Origin of the sequence: Pseudomonas sp. TYF_14 (assembly GCF_043105275.1) — a bacterium.
Taxonomy (GTDB): Bacteria; Pseudomonadota; Gammaproteobacteria; order Pseudomonadales; family Pseudomonadaceae; genus Aquipseudomonas; species Aquipseudomonas alloputida.
Genome location: NZ_JBICLK010000006.1, coordinates 156026 through 177861 on the forward strand (window position 1 = coordinate 156026; position 21836 = coordinate 177861).

Consider the following 21836-nt stretch of genomic DNA (forward strand, 5'->3'; position numbering starts at 1 on the left):
GATGTACGTCCACCACCGTGTAGGAGCGGGTTTACCCGCGAAAGGGCCGGCGCAGGCTAAAGATCAGCTACCAGCAACGGTCATCCGCTCGATCAACACCGAGCCCGTATGAATATTGCTACGGGTTTCAAGATCGCTACCGATCGCGACAATCTGCTGGAACATGTCCTTCATGTTTCCGGCGATGGTGACTTCCTGTACGGCATGCTGAATCTCGCCATTCTCGACCCAGAACCCCGCCGCACCACGGGAATAGTCCCCCGTCACCATGTTCAAGCCATGCCCCATCAGTTCGGTCACCAGCAGCCCGCGCCCCATACGGCGAATCAGCGCGGCCTGATCTTCGACACCGTGGCTGACGAACAGGTTGTGCACGCCACCGGAATTGGCCGTACTCGGCAAACCCAGCTTGCGCCCCGAATAGGTACCCAGCAAGTACGACACCAGCTCGCCTTTGTCGACAAACGGTTTGGCATAGGTGGCCAGGCCATCACCGTCGAAGGCGGCACTGCCCAACGCGCGCGGAATATGCGGGCGTTCGTCGAGGGTCAGCCAGGAAGGGAACAGGCGCTGGCCAATGGTACCCTCCAGGAAAGACGACTTGCGGTACAGGTTGCCGCCGGAAATGGCCGACAGGAAGCTGCCGAACAGGCCACCGGCCAATTCGGCCGAAAACAGCACCGGTACCTCACAAGTCGGCACCGGCCGGGCGCCAAGGCGGCTGGCGGCACGCTGGGCAGCGCGCAGGCCGATGCTGCTCGGGTCGGCCAGCAGGTTGCCCTGGCGGTTCACGTCGTACCAGTAGTCACGCTGCATCTGCCCGTCGCCTTCGGCAATCATCACGCAGCTCAGGCTGTGCCGGGTCGAGGCGTAACCACCGATGAACCCATGGCTGTTGCCATACACGCGGCAGCCCTGGTGGGTATTGAGGGTGGTGCCATCGGCGTTGAGGATGCGCCGGTCGGCGTCGAACGCCGCCGCCTCGCAGGCCAGGGCCATTTCGATGGCCTTCTCGGGCTCGATATCCCAGTCGTGGTACAGGTCCAGGTCCGGGATTTCACGCGCCATCAGCGCTGCGTCGGCCAAGCCCGAGCATTCATCCTCGGAGGTATGCCTGGCAATTGCCAACGCTGCGGCGACGGTCTCGCGAATCGCCTCCGGTCCACTGGCCGAGGTGCTGGCCGAACCTTTGCGCTGGCCAACATAAAGGGTGATACCAAAGCCCTGGTCGCGGTTGAACTCGACCGTTTCGACCTCACGCTGGCGTACGGTGGTGGACAGCCCTTGCTCCAGCGACACCGCCACTTCACAGGCACTGGCCCCCTGACGACGCGCCTCGGCGATGATCGCCTCGACCTGTTCCTGCAATGCTGGCAAGTCTCTCGGACCTACGCTCTGGACTGCACTCATGGTTCTCTCCACTCAAATTCTGCGTTCGGCTTGGGGTCATTCTACGACCGGGCCGGACAAGCGGCCCCCGACTGGTTATCATGGCGGCGATTTCTAGCGGACTGCCACCATGGTTGATTCAAACGACGACGCCTTCGACGGCGAAAAAAGCAAAACCCAGATCAAGCGCGAACTGCATGCGCTGGTCGAACTCGGCGAGCGGCTTACCACGCTCAAGGCCGATACCTTGGCGCGCCTGCCTTTGACCGACGAGCTGCGCAAGGCACTGGCTGAGGCCAGCAAGCACACCGCTCATGGCGCCCGTAAACGCCACATGTCGTTCGTCGGCAAGCTCATGCGCGTGCAAGACCTCGATGCCATCCATGCCTTGCTCGAACAGATGGACAGCTCGACTCGCCAGTACAACGAACGTTTCCACAGCCTGGAGCGCTGGCGTGACCGGTTGATCGACGGTAACGACGAAGACCTCGAGCGCTTCGTCAACGAGTACCCCGACACCGACCGCCAGCAGCTACGCTCGCTGGTGCGCCATGCCCAGCACGAGAAGGCGCGGAACAAGCCGCCTGCCGCCGCGCGCAAGGTGTTCAAGTACATCCGCGACCTCGACGAGTTGCAGCGCGGGTTGCGCTGACGGACTGGGGCCCTGTGGGAGCGGACGTGCCCGCTCCTGCAAGGGTCCCCGAAGCCATCAAGCCCCGGTACCGCCCACGGTAATCGCATCCAGTTTCAAGGTAGGCTGCCCCACCCCGACCGGCACCGACTGCCCGTCCTTTCCGCACGTTCCTACCCCGCTGTCCAGTGCCAGGTCGTTACCGACCATCGAAACCCGGCTCATCGCCTCGGGACCATTGCCGATCAGGGTTGCGCCCTTCACTGGCGCGGTAATCTTGCCGTCTTCGATCAGGTAGGCCTCACTGGTGGAGAACACGAACTTGCCGCTGGTGATATCCACCTGTCCACCACCGAGGTTGGCGCAGTAGATACCCTTCTTCACCGACGCGATGATCTCCTGTGGGTCGCTTTCGCCGGCTCGCATGTAGGTGTTGGTCATGCGTGGCATCGGCAGGTGCGCGTAGGATTCACGGCGGCCGTTGCCGGTCACAGCCATGCCCATCAGGCGCGCGTTCAGCTTGTCCTGCATGTACCCCTTGAGCACGCCATTCTCGATCAGCGTGGTGCATTCGGTCGGGGTGCCTTCGTCATCCACGCTCAACGAGCCGCGGCGGCCTTCGAGGGTGCCATCGTCGACGATGGTGCACAGGCTCGACGCCACCTTCTCGCCAATGCGGCCACTGAACGCCGAACTGCCCTTGCGGTTGAAGTCGCCTTCCAGGCCATGGCCGACCGCTTCGTGCAACAGCACGCCCGACCAGCCCGAGCCCAGCACCACCGGCAAGGTACCGGCCGGTGCCGGGATCGCTTCAAGATTCACCAGGGCCTGGCGCAGGGCCTCGCGCGCATAGCCCATCACCCGCTCTTCGGTAAAGAAACGGTAGTCGGTACGGCCGCCACCGCCCTGTCCGCCACGTTCGCGACGGCCATTCTGCTCGACGATGACACTGACATTGAAGCGCACCAGCGGGCGTACGTCGGCGGCCAGGCTGCCATCGGCCGCGGCAATCAGAATGCGTTCCCAGACCCCGGCCATGCTCACGCTGACTTGCTGAATGCGCGGGTCCAGGGCACGGGTGGCGGCATCGACACGCTTAAGCAGCTCGACCTTTTCGGCACGGCTGAGCACGTCCAGCGGATTGTCCGCGGTATACAGGGCGGCCACTTCCTGGCTGCGGAAGGCTTGCACCGTGCCGTTTTGCCCGGCACGGGAAATCGAACGGGCGGCACGGGCTGCCGAGGTCAACGCTTCGAGGTTGATCGCGTTGCTGTAGGCGAAGCCGGTTTTTTCGCCGGACTGGGCACGCACGCCCACGCCCTGGTCGAGGTTGAAGCTGCCCTCTTTGACGATGCCGTCTTCCAGCGCCCAGGTTTCCGAGATCTGGCCCTGGAAATACAGGTCGGCGGCATCGATGCCGGGGCCAGCCAACTCACCCAGCACGCTCTGCAGGCTGTCCAGGGTCAAGCCGCCTGGGGCCAGGAGCTGCTCACTGACGGTGGATAACATCTGGCTCATAGTCACTCCGAGGTATGCGCAGGCCGCAACGCGCCCTGCGAAAAAAAGCGCCGGTGCGATACCACCGGCATGCGCGTCCGAATGGACGCTTGTTCTTCAATGTCGCGCTCGGCAAGCAGTACCGCTTCACCTTGCGCCTGTTCTGCGAGAATGCGCCCCCAAGGGTCGACGATCGCCGCATGGCCATGGGTTTCCCGTGGGCCAGGGTGGGCACCGCCCTGTGCCGCAGCCAGCAGGTAACACTGGGTTTCGATGGCCCGGGCACGCACCAGCACCTCCCAATGTGCTGCACCGGTCACTGCGGTAAAAGCTGCCGGTGCGGTGATCAGCTCCGCGCCGGCCGCGCGCAGCGCGCTGTACAGTTCGGGAAAGCGCAGGTCGTAACACACGCTCAGCCCCAGCCGACCGACCGGCGTATCAGCCACCACCACCTGAGCACCCTGTGCGTAGTCATCCGACTCGCGGTAACGGCCCCGGTTGTCGGCCACGTCCACATCAAACAAGTGCAGCTTGTCATACCTTGCCGCCACCTCGCCGTGTTCATCGACCAGCAGCGAGCACGCATGGGCCTTGGCATCGGGATGGCCGAACGGCGGCAAGGGCAAAGTACCGGCAACAATCCATAACTTGAGGTCGCGGGCGGTGCGTTTCAACCACGGCAGGATGGGCCCTTCCCCCAAGGCTTCGGCACGGCCGATGGCAGCAGCGTCCTTGCGCCCCATGGCGGCAAAGTTTTCCGGCAGCACCGCCAACCGTGCGCCGCCCAATGCGGCCTGCTCCAACAGGGCACCGGCACGCTGCAGGTTGGTCTGCACGTCGTCCTGGCTGACCATCTGGATTACCGCTGCCTTCATGGGTACTCCTAGCGGGATTTCTCGAAAGGTTTCACAAATGTGATTCTAGGCTCTTTCCACGGCCCTTCGACACGGTAGTGCACGCTGGCAAAGCGTGACACGCGGTCACCGATCAGCCGATCGACCAGGAACAGCGCACCGCCCACCGCCGGCGCGCCGACGATCAACGCCGCCAGCGGCAGGTTGTTGGTCACCGGCAGGCTCACCTGCAAGTCAGCATCGACCCGGTCGCTGACCATGTCCAGCGTGCCGTCGAGCTCGAAGTTGCTCGACGGGCCGGTCACAGTAATCGGTTCGCGGGTCACGTACACGCCACTGCTGGCCACCAGCAAGCCCTTGACCCGGTCATAGGCCAGGCCCTTGTCAAACAGGTCGGAAAAGTCCAGACGCAGGCGCCGGCCAATCGAGTTGAAGTTGAGCAGGCCGAACACCCGCAGTGCCTGTGCGCTGCCTTCGACCTCGACGAACTGGCCGGTGCGCAGCGCCGCATCCATGCTGCCCGAGAAGCGCTTCAGGCCCACTGCGGCCGGCGAACCCGGCCAGCGGCCATCCACGTCCAGGCGGAAGTCGCGGCTGGTCACCGTCGGGGCAAAGCCCCAGGCGCTGAGCACATCCGCCAGGTTCTTGCCGTCAAGGCGCCCTTTGTACCAACTGCTGGTTTTACCCGTTTCCCCCTCCCAGCCACCACCGCCATCGATGCGCAACCCCTTGAGGTCGAGGTCGATATCACTGGCTGTAACGCCACGTGGGGTCGGCCGCAGCTTGATCGCGGCACTACCGTAAAGATCGTCACCGCGATAGAGCTTGTCGATGCTCAGGTCCAGTGCCGGGACTTTGCGCGGATCGAACGAGGCCAGCGGGTCGGGGCCGTCTTCAGCCTGCTGTTCAGCGGCGCTGGCGGCAGGCAGCCGCAAGGTCTGCATGCGCACGACCACGGGCGCGCCCTTGGCATCCGGTACGCGCGCATTACCAATGACTTCCTTGCTGTCGAGGCGCAAATCCCAGGCCGGGCCGCCCCGGGCCAGGCGGACCACGGCCTGGTTCAGGTCCATGCCGAAGGCTTTCAACTGGCCGATGCTCAGGTCGACGCTTTGCAGGTTCTGCCGCGCGCTGCCACCGGGGTCGTCCCCAGCCAGCCGGCCCGCCTGCTCTTGCCAAGGGGCCAGGTCCAGGGTCTCCAGGCGCCCGCGCACCCTCAGCCCCTGGCTGGCAGGTACCCGGGCGTCGCCTGTGCCCAGCACTAGCTCGCCGCGGCCCTGGGTCAAGTTTTCAGCCGGTGCAGCATAGGCAAAGCGGGCAAGGTCGGCGTAGGCAGCATCGAATTGCCGCTCCGGGCCCTGAAGGCTCATGCTGAAACGGCTGTCACGGGTATCAGCTGCCGCTTTGCCGAACGGAGCCGGCAGGTCGATGGCCAGCCCCTTGAGGCTGGAAGTGACACTCAGGCGGTTGTCCCGGCTCCCCAGACTGAGCTGCAACTGATAGGGCAGGTCACCGGAGGCCGGCAAGGCCTGCTTGAACTGCAGCCAGTCAGTCAGCGTCTTGAGCGATACCTGGCCATTGGCATTGATGCGGGTCTGCATCTGCCCAGCCTGACCTTCAGCGGTTATTTGCGCCGTTACCGGCTTGCCAAAGGCCTGCAGGCTGATGCCCTTGCCACTCAGGCCCTTGTCGAAGTCGAAGCTGAAGTCGCCCTTCAGGCGATTCAACTCCAGGCTTGGCGGGGCAACTTTCAGGCGCGCATCGTGGGTGGCGAAGTCCACCTGCACCTTTGGGCGCTGCCCATGGGCCAGCGGGATATCGAGCTTGACCTTGCCCTTCAGCGGCCCCTCACCTTCCCAGCCGGCGAAAATCTCCCCGGTGCCGATTGGCGCTTCCTTGAGAATCTTCAGGCCATCACCCAGGCTACCGTCGAAGTCGCCATCCAGGTAGAGATGGCTGTGCTGGTCGCCGTCGACATGCGGGATATCGACATTCACATCGCTGACCTTGGTGTCGAGCAGCACGCCCTGCTGAGCCTTGATGCGCACACCACTGTCCTCGATGAACACATCGCCATCGACATGCTGCACCTGTGGCCAACCGGGCTGGAAGTCCAGCGCGGCGTCATGCACCTTGAAGAACAGGCTGATGCTGCGCGCTTGCGGGGATGCGCCATGGTTCAGCGAGCCCTGATACTGGAAGTAGCCTTCATCCACAGCGCCTTTGACGATAGCGCTGCGCAGCCACTCGTCGAGGGCCGGGCTGAGCACCTCGGGCAGATACTTGGCAGTATAGCGGCCATCGCCTTCGGTCAGGCCGACGCGCAGGTCCATGTAGTCCTCGCGGCCTTCCTCGAACAACAGGCGAATCAGGAAGTCACCGGCGATCTTGCCCTCCTCGCCCAGCACCTTGAGGTAGGGCGCAATCAGGGTGAAACCGTCTTTGTCCAAGGTCCAGGTCAAGCGCGCATTCGCCTTCTGGTAATGCCAGGGCTTGGCGAAGATCGGGTACAGATGCAGCATGAACGCATCGGTATCCAGGCGCAGTTCGCCGTGGCCCAGGTCACCACTGATGCTGCCACTGACGTTACCGGCCGCCGGGGCGTTGTGATAAGCATCGAAGCCTACCTTCTCCAGGTTGGCTGCGAACTGCAGCCGCTGGTCACCCTCGGCCTTGGGCCTGGCCTCGAGGCGCACATTGCGCAACGCACCGGTCACCTTCAAGCCATCGACCACATCCTTGACCTTGTCCGACAGGGGGGCGAGGGCATCGATCAGCGGAGTCAGCGGGGTGAGGTCGAGGCGGTCGGCCTGTAACTGCCAGCTTTCATCGGCTGCATTCTGGCCAGGGCGCTGCTGCAACTGCAGGTGAGACTCCCAGCGGGCCTTGCCGAGGTCCATGGCCAACGAGTCGACGACCACATCGAAGCCTTGCTCCCGGCGCTGGAACCAGGCGCCCAAAGCCAGATTATTCAGGTTGGCAGCCTTGCGCCCGGCATAGGCCCCCTCCAGCCTGGGTGCATTGAGCCTTACGACGGCCCGTTGCAACTGCCCCTTGCCCCAGCCGATCCAGAACTCACCGCCCGCCCGCAGGGTGTCAGCATGCCACTGCCCCAACACCCTGGGCGGCAACCAATGTGCCCAGTCACTTTGCGGCAGGCTCACATAGGCTTCTACCTCGCCATCACGCCAGGCCTCGGCCGACATACGGCTGTTCAGGCTCAACGCCAGGGGCTGGCCGTCAGGCAGGGTCGCACGCAAATCCAGGGCCTGGCGTTTAGCACCGGCCTGCAGGCCGGCACTCACATATGTCAGGGTCAGCGGGTCGCGCTGCCAGGGGTGCAGGGTGACCAGACTGTCGAACACATCGATGCGCCCCAGCTGGCGCAGGCGCTGCAGCAAGTCGGCAGGGTCCAGCGGCGCGTCGTCCTTCTTCGGCAGGCCTTCCAGGTTCCAGGCGCCCTGCTCGTTCTCGCGAAGGATCAGTTGCAGCCCGCCCAGCTGGATGCGCGCCAGGCGCACTTCGCGGGCGGTGAGGCTGGCCCAGATGTCGGGCACCACCATGACGTCATCCAGCCGGAGCGCCTTGGTGCCTTCGCCCAATTGCAGGTCGCGCACCCGCAGCACAGGGGCCAGTCCGCTCCAGTGCCCTTCCAGGGCACCGACATGCACGGGCAGGCCCAGCGCCTGCTCGGCCTTGCTTTCTACGTCAGCACGGTACTCGGCTACCAGCGGCACCAGTTCACGACCAAGGCTGACATACAGCGCCACCAATACGGCCAGCAGGGCACATATGCCCAACCCCCAGCGGGTCAGAGCAACAAGAACGCGGTTCAGACGTCCCATGGCCATGGCCCTCCAAGTCGTTTATCCATGATGGCCCGTCGTGCCGGTTTTGCCAGCGCGACAATGCAGTGGCGTGTTTCGGAAGACCTCAGAGCAGCACCACGTCGTATTGTTCCTGCGAATACATCGACTCGACCTGGAAGCGAATGGTTCGACCGATGAAAGCTTCCAGTTCCGCCACGTTGCCTGACTCTTCATCCAGCAGGCGGTCGACCACCTTCTGGTTGGCCAGCACACGGTAGCCTTCAGCCTGATAGGCACGGGCCTCACGCAGGATCTCGCGGAATATTTCGTAACAGATGGTCTCGGGCGTTTTCAGCTTGCCGCGGCCCTGACAGGCCAGGCACGGCTCGCAAAGCACCTGTTCCAGGCTTTCCCGCGTGCGCTTGCGGGTCATCTGCACCAGGCCCAGCTCGGTGATGCCGATGATGTTGGTCTTGGCGTGATCGCGCTCCAGCTGTTTTTCCAGGGTACGCAGTACCTGGCGCTGGTGATCTTCGTCTTCCATGTCGATGAAGTCGATGATGATGATGCCGCCAATGTTGCGCAGGCGCAGTTGTCGGGCGATGGCGGTAGCAGCCTCGAGGTTGGTCTTGAAGATGGTTTCTTCGAGGTTGCGATGGCCGACGAAAGCCCCGGTATTGACATCGATGGTGGTCATCGCTTCGGCCGGGTCGACCACCAGGTAACCGCCGGACTTCAACGGCACCTTGCGCTCCAGAGCCCGCTGGATCTCGTCTTCGACGCCGTACAGGTCAAAGATTGGGCGCTCGCCCGGGTAGTGTTCGAGGCGGTCGGCAATTTCCGGCATCAACTCGCCGACGAACTGCGTGGTCTTCTGGAAGGTTTCCCGCGAGTCGATGCGGATCTTCTCGATCTTCGGGTTGACCAGGTCGCGCAGGGTACGCAGGGCCAGGCCAAGGTCTTCGTAAATGACCGTGGGCGCGCCGCAGGTCTTGATCTGGGTGCCAATCTGCTCCCACAGGCGGCGCAGGTAACGGATGTCCTGCAAGATCTCCTCGGCACGCGCGCCTTCGGCGGCGGTGCGCAAGATGAAGCCGCCGGCATCCTTGATGTTTTCGCCATCCATGCAGTCGCTGACCACTTGCTTGAGGCGCTCACGCTCGGCTTCGTCCTCGATTTTCAGCGAAATACCGACATGGCTGCTGCGTGGCATGTACACCAGGTAACGCGACGGAATCGATAGCTGGGTGGTCAGGCGTGCACCCTTGGTGCCGATCGGGTCCTTGGTCACCTGCACCACCAGGGCCTGGCCTTCATGTACCAGTGCGGTGATGTTCTCTACCGCCGAGCCTTCGCGCTGGGAGATTTCCGAGGCATGGATAAACGCTGCGCGTTCGAGGCCAATGTCGACGAAGGCCGCCTGCATGCCTGGCAGCACACGCACCACCTTGCCCTTGTAGATATTGCCGACGATGCCACGGCGCTGGGTGCGCTCGACGTGCACCTCCTGCAGCACCCCGTTTTCCACCACCGCCACACGTGACTCCATCGGGGTGATGTTGATCAGGATCTCTTCACTCATGGCAGGCTCTCGTCAAAGGTTCTTCTAATGATGGATGGCGTATGCACTGCTGGCTACTGCGGGTTTGTTACCTCTGGCGTATGCGCGAGCGACTGCCAGCAGGCGATGCCGAACTGGCCAAGCAAATCGGCCGTTTCACAGAGTGGCAAGCCGACCACCGCCGAATAGCTGCCGGAAAGGCCGCTGACGAAGACCGCACCCAGCCCCTGGATGGCATAGCCGCCAGCCTTGTCAGATGGCTCGCCGCTGGCCCAATAGCGTTGCGCTTCATCAGTGCTGATGGCGCGAAAGCGCACCGTGCTGGTCACGCAAAAACTGTGCACACGCTGGCCATCGTCCAGGGCGACAGCGGTCAGCACCTGATGCTCACGGCCTGACAGGTCAGCCAGCATGGCCAAGGCATCTTCACGGTTTTCCGGTTTGCCGAGAATACGACCATCGAGCACCACGGCAGTGTCTGCGCCGAGCACTACAGCCGGGCCGTCGACACTGACCAGGCCGGCGGCGGCCTTTGCCCGGGCCAGGCGCTCGACGTAGGCAGGGGCGCTTTCGCTGGGTAGCGGAGATTCATCGACCGGGGCACTGATGACAATGAACGGCACGCCGATCTGCGTCAGCAGTTCACGACGACGGGGCGAGCCTGAAGCCAGGTATAGCGGGGTCATGCAGACATCTCCCTGTCAGTGGCGCGTTGCCGTCAGTTGATGTGCAAGCGTCGACGCAGGTCGCGCAAGGCAAAGCTGATCCAAGGCCAGAGCAAGGCGCTGATCACCGCCGACCAGACCAGCGCCAGGGTGGGCAGTCGGTTGCCGGTCAGTGCACTGAGCCACAGCTGGATCAACTGGGCGATACCGAAGATCACCAGAATGACCAGGCTTTGCTGCCACATGGGGAACATGCGCAGACGCTGCTGCAGGGACAGCACCAAGAAGGTGATGAGGGTAAGGACCAGCGCATTCTGCCCCAGCAGCGTGCCATACAGCACGTCCTCGGCAAGGCCCAGCACGAATGCCGTGGTCATGCCGACCTTGTTCGGCACGGCAAGGGTCCAGAACGACACCAGCAAGGCCAGCCACATGGGCCGGAACACTTCCATGAACTGCGGCATGGGGGAAACGCTGAGCAGCAGGCCGATGGCGAACGTAAGCCAGATGACCCAGCCGTTATTGCGGCGTGATGCAGCCATCATTGCCTCCGGGGTTGAGCGGGTGCGGCCGGCGTGGCAGGTGCAGCAGACGGGGCTGCTGGCTGCGCGACCGGAGTGGCCGGTGCTGCCGGTGTGACCGACGCAGCAGGCGTGCCAGCGGCGGGTGCGACCTGATCACGGGTAGCGGCCGGCTGGCCAGCAGGTGCAGCGCCCTTGCGGTCAGCCTCTTCCTGGGCAATGGCGGCATCGGTGGCGCGCTGCTCCGGGCTACGCCGGTCACTGAACACCAGCAACATATAGCGGCTGCGGTTGAGCGCGGCGGTGGGGATGGCACGGACGATGGCAAAGGGTTGGCCGGAATCGTGGATCACTTCGTTGACCGTGGCCACCGGGTAGCCGGCAGGAAAGCGCTGCCCCATGCCGGAACTGACCAGCAGGTCGCCTTCCTTGATGTCGGCAGTGTCGGCCACATGCCGCAACTCCAGGCGCTCCGGGTTGCCAGTGCCGCTGGCGATGGCACGCAGACCGTTGCGGTTGACCTGCACCGGAATGCTGTGGGTGGTATCGGTCAGCAACAGCACCCGCGCGGTATAGGGCATCAACTCTACGACCTGGCCCATCAGGCCGCGGGCATCGAGCACCGGCTGGCCCAGGAACACACCATCACGCTCACCCTTGTTGATCAGAATGCGGTGGGTAAACGGGTTGGGGTCGACACCGATCAGCTCGGCCACTTCAACCTTTTCGTTGACCAGCGCCGAAGAGTTGAGCAACTCGCGCAGCCGCACGTTCTGCTCGGTCAGGGCCGCCAGCTTCTGCAGGCGCCCCTGCAGCAGCAGGGCTTCGGTCTTGAGCTTCTCGTTTTCGGCAATCAGCTCGGTGCGGCTACCGAACTGGCCGGCAACACCTTGCCAGGCACGCTGTGGCAAATCGGTGATCCAGTACGACTCCATCAGCACCAGGCCCATCTGGCTGCGCACGGGTTTGAGCACGTCAAAGCGCGCGTCGACAACCATCAACGCGACCGACATCACCACCAGAACGAGCAGGCGAACGCCCAGCGAAGGGCCCTTGGAGAAAAGCGGTTTAATGGGCCGTTCCTCGTGGACGACTCAGGAGGTCATTGGACATGGAACAACGCACCAGCCTGGTTGCGGGTTGACGGATACGGCGCCCCAAACGGGCGCCAGCCCAGCGCATACAGGTAGCACTGTACGTACTACCTGTAAACCGGGCGCTCGTGAACAGCGAGCGGGATCACTCGCTGGAGAGCAGGTCCATCGCGTGCTTGTCCATCATCTCCAGGGCGCGACCGCCGCCACGGGCGACGCAGGTCAGCGGGTCCTCGGCGACGATCACCGGCAGGCCGGTTTCCTGGGCCAGCAGTTTGTCGAGGTCACGCAGCAGCGCACCACCACCGGTCAGCACCAGGCCGCGCTCGGCGATGTCCGAGGCGAGTTCCGGCGGCGATTGCTCGAGGGCGCTCTTGACCGCCTGGACGATGGTCGCCAGCGATTCCTGCAGCGCTTCGAGCACTTCGTTGGAGTTCAGGGTGAAGGCACGCGGTACACCTTCGGCCAGGTTACGACCACGCACGTCGACTTCACGTACCTCGCCACCTGGGTAGGCAGTGCCGATTTCCTGCTTGATACGTTCGGCGGTGGATTCGCCGATCAAGCTGCCGTAGTTGCGGCGCACGTAGGTCACGATGGCTTCGTCGAAGCGGTCACCGCCAACGCGGACGGACTCGGCATAGACCACGCCGTTCAGCGAAATCAGGGCGATTTCAGTGGTACCGCCACCGATATCGACGACCATCGAACCGCGGGCCTCTTCAACCGGCAGGCCGGCACCGATGGCAGCGGCCATTGGCTCTTCGATCAGGAACACTTCACGGGCACCCGCACCGAGGGCCGACTCGCGGATGGCGCGGCGCTCGACCTGGGTCGACTTGCACGGCACGCAGATCAGCACGCGCGGGCTCGGCTGCAGGAAGCTGTTCTCGTGAACCTTGTTGATAAAATATTGCAACATTTTTTCGCAGACGCTGAAGTCGGCAATGACGCCGTCCTTCATCGGACGAATGGCTGCAATGTTGCCGGGCGTACGGCCCAGCATGCGTTTGGCTTCGGTACCGACGGCGACGACGCTTTTCTGGTTGCCATGGGTACGGATGGCAACAACCGAGGGCTCATTCAGGACGATACCGCGCTCACGCACGTAAATAAGGGTGTTGGCAGTACCCAGGTCGATAGAAAGATCGCTGGAAAACATGCCACGCAGTTTCTTGAACATGGGAAAGTGACCCTGGGGAAAGCGTGGGTAAAAAAGTGCGGCAAACTCTAACAATGGCAGGGATTTTGGGCAAGGAGCCAATATGTTAAATTGGCTGTTTTTCCGAGCACGCCAGCAGAATTTCGCGGCCGTTAGACCGCCAGAAAGCTGACATGTTCCTCACCGCGGACCCAAATTCCGTTCTTTGTTTCCCTTGGAGATCCTCATGGCGCTTGAACGCTGCGACGTGGAAAAGATCGCCCATCTGGCCCGCCTGGGCCTGAATGATGGCGAACTGCCACGCATTACCGACGCCCTGAACAGCATTCTCGGCCTGGTCGACCAGATGCAAGCGGTCGATACCACTGGCATCGAGCCCCTGGCCCACCCGCTGGAGGCCAGCCAGCGCCTGCGTCCTGACCAAGTCACCGAAAGCAACCAGCGCGATGCCTACCAGGCCATCGCGCCGTCGACCGAAAGCGGTCTGTACCTGGTTCCCAAAGTCATCGAGTAAGGGATAGAGCCTGCCATGCATCAATTGACCCTGGCCGAGATCGCCCGCGGACTCGCCGACAAATCGTTTTCTTCCGAAGAGCTGACCGGCGCCCTGCTGGCGCGCATCAAGCAGCTCGACCCACAGATCAACAGCTTCATCAGCGTCACCGAAGACCTGGCCCTGGGCCAGGCGCGTGCCGCCGATGCCCGTCGCGCCGCGGGCGAAACCAGCGCGCTGCTGGGTGCACCGATCGCCCACAAAGACCTGTTCTGCACCAACGGCGTACGCACCAGCTGCGGCTCGAAGATGCTCGACAACTTCAAGGCGCCCTATGACGCCACCGTGGTCGCCAAGCTGGCGGAAGCCGGCATGGTCACCCTGGGCAAGACCAACATGGACGAGTTCGCCATGGGTTCGGCCAACGAATCCAGCCATTACGGCGCGGTGAAGAACCCGTGGAACCTCGAGCACGTTCCGGGCGGGTCGTCCGGTGGTTCGGCCGCTGCCGTGGCCGCGCGTCTGCTGCCCGCCACCACGGGCACCGACACCGGCGGCTCGATCCGCCAGCCAGCGGCACTGACCAACCTCACCGGCCTCAAGCCGACGTACGGTCGTGTGTCGCGCTGGGGCATGATCGCCTACGCCTCCAGCCTCGACCAGGGCGGCCCACTGGCCCGCACCGCCGAGGACTGCGCGCTGCTGCTGCAAGGTATGGCCGGTTTCGACGCCAAGGACTCCACCAGCATCGAAGAACCGGTGCCGGACTACAGCGCCAGCCTGAACGCTTCGCTGCAGGGCCTGCGCATCGGCCTGCCGAAAGAGTACTTCGGTGCCGGTCTAGACCCACGCATCGCCGACCTGGTCCAGGCCAGCGTCAAAGAGCTGGAAAAGCTCGGCGCAGTGGTCAAGGAAATCAGCCTGCCGAACATGCAGCATGCCATTCCGGCCTACTACGTGATCGCTCCGGCTGAAGCCTCTTCCAACCTGTCGCGTTTCGACGGCGTACGCTTCGGCTACCGCTGTGAAGAGCCCAAAGACCTCACCGACCTGTACAAGCGCTCCCGCGGCGAAGGGTTCGGCGTTGAAGTACAGCGGCGCATCATGGTCGGTACCTACGCCCTGTCGGCCGGCTACTACGACGCCTATTACGTGAAGGCGCAGCAAATCCGCCGCCTGATCAAGAACGACTTCATGGCCGCCTTCAACGATGTCGACCTGATTCTCGGCCCGACCACGCCAAACCCGGCCTGGAAGCTTGGCGCCAAGAGCAGCGACCCGGTTGCCGCCTATCTCGAAGACGTCTACACCATCACCGCCAACCTGGCGGGCCTGCCAGGCCTGTCGATGCCTGCGGGCTTCGTCGACGGCCTGCCGGTCGGCGTGCAACTGCTGGCGCCGTACTTCCAGGAAGGCCGCCTGCTCAACGTCGCGCACCGCTACCAACAGGTGACCGACTGGCATACCCGCGCCCCCAACGGCTTCTGAGGAATTCACACATGCAATGGGAAGTTGTGATCGGGCTGGAAATCCACACTCAGCTCGCCACCCAGTCGAAGATCTTCTCCGGCAGCGCTACCACCTTTGGCTCCGAGCCGAATACTCAGGCCAGCCTGGTTGACCTGGGCATGCCCGGCGTACTGCCGGTGCTGAACGAGCAAGCCGTGCGCATGGCGTGCATGTTCGGCCTGGCCATCGATGCCGAGATCGGCAAGCGCAACGTGTTCGCACGCAAGAACTACTTCTACCCCGACCTGCCCAAGGGCTACCAGATCAGCCAGATGGACCTGCCGATCGTCGGCAAGGGTCACCTGGACATCGCGCTGGAAGACGGCACCATCAAGCGCATCGGTGTAACCCGCGCACACCTGGAAGAAGACGCCGGCAAGAGCCTGCACGAAGACTTCAGCGGTTCCACCGGCATCGACCTGAACCGTGCCGGCACCCCGCTGCTGGAAATCGTCTCCGAGCCTGACATGCGCAGCGCCAAGGAAGCCGTGGCTTACGTCAAGGCGATCCACGCGCTGGTGCGCTACCTGGGCATCTGCGACGGCAACATGGCCGAAGGTTCGCTGCGCTGCGACTGCAACGTATCGATCCGCCCGAAAGGCCAGACCGAGTTCGGCACTCGCTGTGAAATCAAGAACGTCAACTCGTTCCGCTTCATCGAGCGCGCGATCAACAGCGAAATCCAGCGCCAGATCGACCTGATCGAAGACGGTGGCAAAGTGGTGCAGGAAACCCGCCTGTACGACCCGAACAAGGACGAAACCCGCTCCATGCGCAGCAAAGAGGAAGCCAACGACTACCGTTACTTCCCCGACCCCGACCTGCTGCCGGTGGTCATCGAGGACAGCTTCCTCGAAACCATCCGCGCCGGCCTGCCGGAGCTGCCGCCACAGAAGGTCGAGCGCTTCCAGACTCAGTACGGTCTGTCGGCCTACGACGCCAACGTGTTGGCTTCCAGCCGCGAACAGGCTGACTACTTCGAAGAAGTGGTGAAGATTGGTGGTGATGCCAAGCTGGCGGCCAACTGGGTCATGGTCGAACTGGGTAGCCTGCTGAACAAGCTGGGTGTCGAAATCGATCAGGCGCCGGTCAGCGCCGCGCAACTGGGCGGCATGCTGCTGCGCATTCGTGACAACACCATCAGCGGCAAGATTGCCAAGACCGTGTTCGAGGCCATGGCCGCCGGTGAAGGCGATGCCGACAGCATCATCGAGAGCAAAGGCCTGAAACAGGTTACCGACACGGGTGCGATCGACAAGATGCTCGACGAAATGCTGGCAGCCAATGCCGAGCAGGTCGAACAGTATCGCGCAGCCGATGAGGCCAAGCGCGGCAAGATGTTCGGCTTCTTCGTCGGCCAGGCCATGAAAGCCTCCAAAGGCAAGGCCAACCCGGGGCAGGTGAACCAATTGCTCAAAGCCAAGCTCGAAGGGTGATGGTTTTACCCCTGTAATGCTGCGAGGGCTTCGCCCTCGTTCGCGGCTGAAGCCGCTCCTACACAAGCCAGCGTTCCCTGTAGGAGCGGATTTACCCGCGAATGGTCGCACCGGAGAGCACCTGACTTGCTAAAACGTTCCCTCGGCACCCTCGCCCTGTTTTCTTTCCTGGCCGGCTGCGCCAGCCATGACATCGACCCGCGCGGCTACGACCAGACGGGCACCGCTTCCTACTACGGCTCGCGCCACCATGGCAAACGCACCGCCAGTGGCGAACCGTTCAACCAGCACGCCCTTACCGCCGCCCACCGCAGCCTGCCCTTCGGCACACGTGTACGGGTGACCAACATGGCCAACCAGCGCAGTGTGGTGGTACGCATAAACGACCGTGGCCCGCACACCCGCGGCCGCCTGATCGACCTGTCTCGCGCAGCAGCGGAAAAAATCGGCATGCTCCGTAGCGGAACAGCGCGCGTGCGAGTACAAGGGCTTAGCGACTGACGCGACAGGAGTCCGACCATTTTCGACCTGGCCACCCTTCCCACTTTTAGCCTGCTGCAAATGGGCGTCGCCCTGCTGTTGCTGGTCGGCGGCGCCGAGCTACTGGTGCGCTCCGCCTTGCGCCTGGCGCAGCGCCTGCACGTGCGCCCGCTGATCATAGGTCTGAGCCTGGTGGCCTTCGGCAGTACCGCGCCACAATTGACCGTAAGCCTGCAGGCCGCCTACCAGGGTGCGCCGGATGTGGCAGTAGGCAGCGTGATCGGCAGCAACATCTTCAACGTACTGGTCATTCTCGGCCTGGCCGCGCTGATCATCCCGCTGCGGGTGTCACGCCAGCTGGTGCGGCTGGACATTCCCCTGATGATCCTTGCCAGCGGGCTGGTGTATGCGCTGTCCGCCAATGCCCACCTGGGCAGGGTTGAAGGGGCACTGCTATTGCTGGGGCTGGCCGGTTACCTGGCAATGCTCTGGCATCAGTCGCGCCATTACGCACGCACCTACCCTGCCCCGGACGCCGCCAGGTCCGGGGCCGGGCGCTTCTGGTCAGGTACGCTGCTGCAGATACTGGTCGGCCTTGGCCTGCTGAGCCTGGCGGGCCACTTGCTACTGGAAGCTGCCATCGAGGTGGCCACCGACCTGGGCCTGTCCGAGCGTATTATCGGCCTGACGGTCGTCGCCATCTGCACCTCCCTGCCGGAACTGGCCGCTGCGCTGATCGCCGCCTTGCGTGGCGAACGGGAGATCGCGGTGGGCACGGTGATCGGCAGCAACCTGTTCAACCTGCTGGCCGTACTTGGCCTGACCGCACTGATCACCCCGGAACCCCTGTCGATCTCGCCTAACGCGCTGTCTTTCGATCTGCCTGTAATGCTCGGCGTTGCTGTCCTGAGCCTGCCAGTGTTCTATTCCGGTTACCGCATCACTCGCGCAGAAGGCCTGGTGTTTCTTTGCCTGTACCTGGCCTACGGCCTTCATGTGGCGGCTTTTACCATGGGTATGCCGTTGGCTGGCCGCCTGGAGCGATTGATGCTGTTCTATGTACTGCCGGTGCTCGCTACGGTGCTGCTGTACACCACCGTGCGTGCCTGGCGGAGGCAGCATTGAGGGGCATGGAAGGGGCACGCGTCAGGGCCGCCAGACGCATGCCTTTAGGCTTTCATCGCCTGTGAGATCGAGCGCCGCCCACGCGGCGCTCGATCTCACAGGCGCCGAAAACCTAACGGCATACCCCTTACGAACAAACCCGATCAGCCCTTGGCCTGGCGAGCCTTCTTCAGCTTGAAAGCCACCCACAGCACAGCGATCCACGCCGGGATCAGCATTACCGAGATGCGAATCGGCGGCGTCAGGTACATCACCACCAGGATCAGCACGATGAACGCCAGGCACAGGTAGTTGGTCAGCGGGTGCCCCAGGCTTTTGTAGAAGGGGGTGATCCCGGCGGCCAGCTTGGCCTTGCGGAATTTGAGGTGGGTAATGCTGATGCTCGCCCAGTTGATCACCAACGCGGACACTGCCAACGCCATCAGCAAGCCAAAGGCCCCGCCCGGCATCAGGTAATTGATCAGCACGCACAGGCCGGTCGCAAAGGCCGACACGGCCAGCGCGGTCAGCGGCACGCCGCTACGGCTCACCTTCAGCAACTGACGCGGCGCATCGCCCTGGCTGGCCAGGCCAAACAGCATACGGCTATTGGCGTACACACAGCTGTTGTACACCGACAGCGCAGCCGTCAGCACCACGATATTGAGGATGGTCGCCACCAGGTCGCTGTCCAGTTCGTGGAAGATCATCACGAACGGGCTGCCGCCCTGCACCACCTTCTGCCAAGGGTACAGCGACAACAGCACTGCCAAGGCACCGATGTAGAAAATCAGGATACGGTACACCACCTGGTTGGTGGCCTTGGGGATGCTCTCGCGCGGGTTGTCAGCCTCGGCAGCCGTGATGCCGACCAACTCCAGGCCACCGAACGAGAACATGATCACCGCCAGGGCCATTACCAGACCCGTGACGCCGTTAGGGAAGAAGCCGCCGTACTGCCACAGGTTGGCCACGCTGGCATCCGGGCCACCATGACCGCTACCCAGCAACCAGGCACCAAAGCCGATCATGCTGACGATGGCTACCACCTTGACCAGGGCGAACCAGAACTCCATCTCGCCATAGACCTTTACCTGAGTCAGGTTGATCAGGTTGATCACCACGAAGAAGATCGCCGCCGTGGCCCAGGTGGGGAAGTCCGGCCACCAGTACTGCACGTAGATACCGACCGCCGTCAGCTCGGCCATGCCGACCAGCACGTACACCACCCAGTAATTCCAGCCTGAGACAAAGCCGGCAAACTCGCTCCAGTATTGGTGGGCGAAGTGGCTGAAGCTGCCGGCGACCGGCTCTTCCACCACCATTTCACCCAGCTGGCGCATGATCAGGAAGGCCATCAGGCCGGCGATGGCGTAGCCCAGCAACACGGAGGGGCCGGCCAACTGGATGGTCTGGGCAATGCCCAGGAACAACCCGGTACCGATGGCCCCGCCCAGCGCGATCAGCTGGATATGGCGATTCTTCAGCCCGCGCTGTAACCGCTCGGGCGTGCTCTGGTCTTGCATGAAGTGTCCTTTAGCTCAGTGAGGCAGTGTTGTTGCTGTTATTTGCAGTCAAGGATCTAGATCCATCCGCCCCACTGCAAGATGAAAATACCAATGTTGGTGGTGATCGCCGCCATTAGCGTGGTAATCACGATGATCGACGCAGCCAGTTCATGATTGCCGTTGGCTGCCCGCGCCATCACGTAGCTGGCCGCAGCGGTCGGGCTGCCTATGTACAGGAAAAGGATGCCCAGCTCCGCCCCGCGAAACCCGCACAACCAGGCCCCAAGGGTGCCGAGCAGCGGCAGCCAGAGCATTTTCACGAAGCTGGCATCGATGGCCAGCCGACCACAGTTACGCAGCGCTGCCAGCGACAGCGTGCCGCCGATACAGATCAGCGCCAGCGGCAGGGTCATCTGTGCCAGGTAGTCGCCCGAGGTCAGTAGCCAGTTGGGCAGCGGCACCTGGCCGTAAGCCATGGGCGCGGCCACCAGCACGCTGATGATCAGCGGGTTGCTGAAAATGCTCTTGCAGATGCTCCACGGATCGGACTTGAGGTCCGGGCTGTACACCGCCAGTACCACCGCTGACAGCGAGTTGTACATGAGGATGACCAGGCCTGCGAGTACCGCCCCCAGGGAAATGCCATAGTCACCGTACAGGCTGGCGGCCAGGGCCAGGCCGATCACACCGTTGTTGCCGCGGAAGGCGCCCTGGGTATAGATGCCCCGGTCGGCCATCGGGCTGCGCCAGATGGCCATGCCCCAGGCAATGGCGAAACCGACCAGGGTGGCGACGATGAAATACAGGATGACACCGGGCTTGACCGCTGCGGCCAGGTCGGCGTGGTAGATGCCGAGGAAGAGCAGCGCCGGCATGCAGACGTTGAATACCAGCTGCGAGGCGACGCGGTTGAAGTTGTCGTCGATCAAGTGAATGCGTTTGAGCAGGACGCCCATGAACAGCATGGCGAAAACCGGCGCCGTGATGTTCAGGGTCTGGATAAGAAGGGCGAGCATGCGCAAGCGATCCTGGAGGGGTTGCCGTCAGGCGGCCAATGATACGTCAACGGCTGGGATTTGCGGGGATCAAGCGCGATAAAAGGAAATGTCTTTCAGGTTTTCTGCTGCCAGTACCGGCCGCTTTGCACCTAACCCCGCCCCCACAGGTACCACGCCGCGATTCATCGGTTCACACAAACCTGTGAGCCATTCATGAAAAGCCCGCAGCAGCCCAAGCCTTGTTCAGCCGCTTCTCCCGCGCCGACGCCGCCAGCGCCATCACCCCTTGGTCACGCTGCCAGACTTGCGCCCACTGCACCGGCCCTGTCGCCAACGCCGCATCGATCTCCCCCCGCAAGGCCTGGAACTGCGCAAACAACCCGCCAAGCAACAAGTGACAACCCATGCTATCGGCACACTGGCGGCTACCCTCGGCGCAGCCGGCCAACAGCCCAAGCAACTGCAGGCGCAGCCCCTGCGGCCAGGCGCACTCCTGCCCAACGCCATACAACCAGGCGGTCAGCGCCGCGAGCACATACAAATCCTCCAGCGAACGGAAAGGCTTCACGTAGGCATCCCAGCCGTCACCGGCCAGCAACTCGCACGATGCCTGCTCCAGCAGCAGCCGGCCGTGCCCGACTTCCGGCATCAGCGGCAGGGTCGGCAATGGCTCCAGTGTCACCCCCGGCTCCCCGGGATAGACCACCGCCAGGCTCAGTTGCGGTGCCGCGCCAGCCGCTTCGCTACGCGCCGCCACCAGCAACCACTCCGCCTCCAGGCCTGCGGTAACGAAGTCTTTGCAGCCCGACAGCCGCAGAGCGTCCAGCCGTGTGCGCATGTCTGCAGGCCTCACGCTGCGCCGCTCGGTGGCACACAAGGCGCCAAGGCTGTGCGGCGCACTGGGCCACAGCACGCGAAGGGCGGCCTGGTAACCCACCAGGAAGGCCAGGCCCGGGGTGGCCATTGCACGCCCACCCAGTACCGCCAGTTCGAACGGGGCAACCGGGCCGAGGCGCTCAAGCAGCGCGGCGTAGGTTTCGCCCAGGGTGCCTGTCGGCGCGAGGCGAAGCGGATCGTTGAGTCGTTGCAACCAGGCCATGGAACAGCTCCTTGCTGGAGGGCTTT

General features: G+C 63.3%; 18 protein-coding genes. 6 read left to right on the forward strand and 12 right to left on the reverse strand.

Going from position 1 to position 21836, the window contains the following annotated elements; genetic code table 11:
• Positions 1-63: 63 nt before the first annotated feature.
• Positions 64-1410 carry a metalloprotease PmbA gene (gene pmbA / locus ACF8O8_RS02125; RefSeq protein WP_392509179.1) on the reverse strand — a complete coding sequence of 449 codons (1347 nt, stop codon included), beginning with the start codon at positions 1408-1410 and terminating at the stop codon, positions 64-66.
• Positions 1411-1519: 109 nt separating this feature from the next.
• Between pmbA and yjgA the strand changes: the two genes are divergently transcribed.
• Positions 1520-2041, forward strand: coding sequence for a ribosome biogenesis factor YjgA (gene yjgA, locus ACF8O8_RS02130; protein ID WP_003255152.1), 522 nt, complete (start codon positions 1520-1522; stop codon positions 2039-2041).
• Positions 2042-2098: 57 nt separating this feature from the next.
• Here the strand turns inward: yjgA and tldD are convergent, their stop codons facing one another.
• The 8 genes from tldD to mreB form a co-directional block, all read right to left on the reverse strand.
• Positions 2099-3538 (reverse strand): metalloprotease TldD, encoded by a 1440-nt coding sequence (tldD, locus tag ACF8O8_RS02135; RefSeq protein WP_010952138.1) that lies wholly within the window; start codon positions 3536-3538, stop codon positions 2099-2101.
• Between the two features lie 2 nt (positions 3539-3540).
• Entirely contained in the window at positions 3541-4392 is an 852-nt protein-coding gene (locus ACF8O8_RS02140; RefSeq protein ID WP_010952137.1) for a carbon-nitrogen hydrolase family protein, read from the reverse strand.
• 8 nt (positions 4393-4400) lie between these two features.
• The gene (locus ACF8O8_RS02145; protein ID WP_392509180.1) at positions 4401-8222 is read right to left on the reverse strand and encodes a YhdP family protein; all 3822 of its coding nucleotides are present in this window, start codon (positions 8220-8222) and stop codon (positions 4401-4403) included.
• Between the two features lie 82 nt (positions 8223-8304).
• Entirely contained in the window at positions 8305-9762 is a 1458-nt protein-coding gene (gene rng, locus ACF8O8_RS02150) for a ribonuclease G (protein WP_010952135.1), read from the reverse strand.
• A gap of 53 nt (positions 9763-9815) precedes the next feature.
• Positions 9816-10427: a nucleoside triphosphate pyrophosphatase gene (locus ACF8O8_RS02155; protein WP_010952134.1), complete on the reverse strand. Its 612-nt coding sequence runs from the start codon at positions 10425-10427 to the stop codon at positions 9816-9818.
• A gap of 32 nt (positions 10428-10459) precedes the next feature.
• The gene (gene mreD, locus ACF8O8_RS02160; RefSeq protein ID WP_003255161.1) at positions 10460-10948 is read right to left on the reverse strand and encodes a rod shape-determining protein MreD; all 489 of its coding nucleotides are present in this window, start codon (positions 10946-10948) and stop codon (positions 10460-10462) included.
• Positions 10948-12000, reverse strand: a complete 1053-nt coding sequence (gene mreC / locus ACF8O8_RS02165) for a rod shape-determining protein MreC (protein WP_079732573.1) — start codon at positions 11998-12000, stop codon at positions 10948-10950. Before mreC ends, mreD begins: the two co-directional genes overlap by 1 nt.
• Before the next feature lie 166 nt (positions 12001-12166).
• Positions 12167-13204, reverse strand: coding sequence for a rod shape-determining protein MreB (mreB, locus tag ACF8O8_RS02170; protein WP_003255163.1), 1038 nt, complete (start codon positions 13202-13204; stop codon positions 12167-12169).
• Between the two features lie 205 nt (positions 13205-13409).
• On the opposite strand from mreB, the gene gatC reads away from it, so the two are divergent.
• From gatC to ACF8O8_RS02195, 5 genes are all read left to right on the forward strand, one after another.
• Positions 13410-13697: an Asp-tRNA(Asn)/Glu-tRNA(Gln) amidotransferase subunit GatC gene (gatC, locus tag ACF8O8_RS02175; RefSeq protein WP_003255165.1), complete on the forward strand. Its 288-nt coding sequence runs from the start codon at positions 13410-13412 to the stop codon at positions 13695-13697.
• Positions 13698-13712: 15 nt separating this feature from the next.
• Positions 13713-15164, forward strand: a complete 1452-nt coding sequence (gene gatA, locus ACF8O8_RS02180; RefSeq protein ID WP_010952131.1) for an Asp-tRNA(Asn)/Glu-tRNA(Gln) amidotransferase subunit GatA — start codon at positions 13713-13715, stop codon at positions 15162-15164.
• 11 nt (positions 15165-15175) lie between these two features.
• Complete coding sequence (gene gatB / locus ACF8O8_RS02185) at positions 15176-16621, forward strand: Asp-tRNA(Asn)/Glu-tRNA(Gln) amidotransferase subunit GatB (RefSeq protein WP_010952130.1); 1446 nt, start codon at positions 15176-15178, stop codon at positions 16619-16621.
• A gap of 126 nt (positions 16622-16747) precedes the next feature.
• Complete coding sequence (locus tag ACF8O8_RS02190) at positions 16748-17122, forward strand: septal ring lytic transglycosylase RlpA family protein (protein WP_010952129.1); 375 nt, start codon at positions 16748-16750, stop codon at positions 17120-17122.
• A 60-nt stretch (positions 17123-17182) separates the two neighbouring features.
• Entirely contained in the window at positions 17183-18226 is a 1044-nt protein-coding gene (locus ACF8O8_RS02195) for a calcium/sodium antiporter (RefSeq protein WP_064492408.1), read from the forward strand.
• 143 nt (positions 18227-18369) lie between these two features.
• On the opposite strand, the gene ACF8O8_RS02200 is transcribed toward ACF8O8_RS02195, so the two are convergent.
• From ACF8O8_RS02200 to ACF8O8_RS02210, 3 genes are all read right to left on the reverse strand, one after another.
• Positions 18370-19731, reverse strand: a complete 1362-nt coding sequence (locus ACF8O8_RS02200) for an amino acid permease (RefSeq protein WP_003255172.1) — start codon at positions 19729-19731, stop codon at positions 18370-18372.
• Between the two features lie 56 nt (positions 19732-19787).
• Complete coding sequence (locus ACF8O8_RS02205) at positions 19788-20729, reverse strand: AEC family transporter (RefSeq protein ID WP_049586457.1); 942 nt, start codon at positions 20727-20729, stop codon at positions 19788-19790.
• 193 nt (positions 20730-20922) lie between these two features.
• Positions 20923-21810 carry a hypothetical protein gene (locus ACF8O8_RS02210; RefSeq protein WP_010952126.1) on the reverse strand — a complete coding sequence of 296 codons (888 nt, stop codon included), beginning with the start codon at positions 21808-21810 and terminating at the stop codon, positions 20923-20925.
• Positions 21811-21836 lie beyond the last annotated feature (26 nt).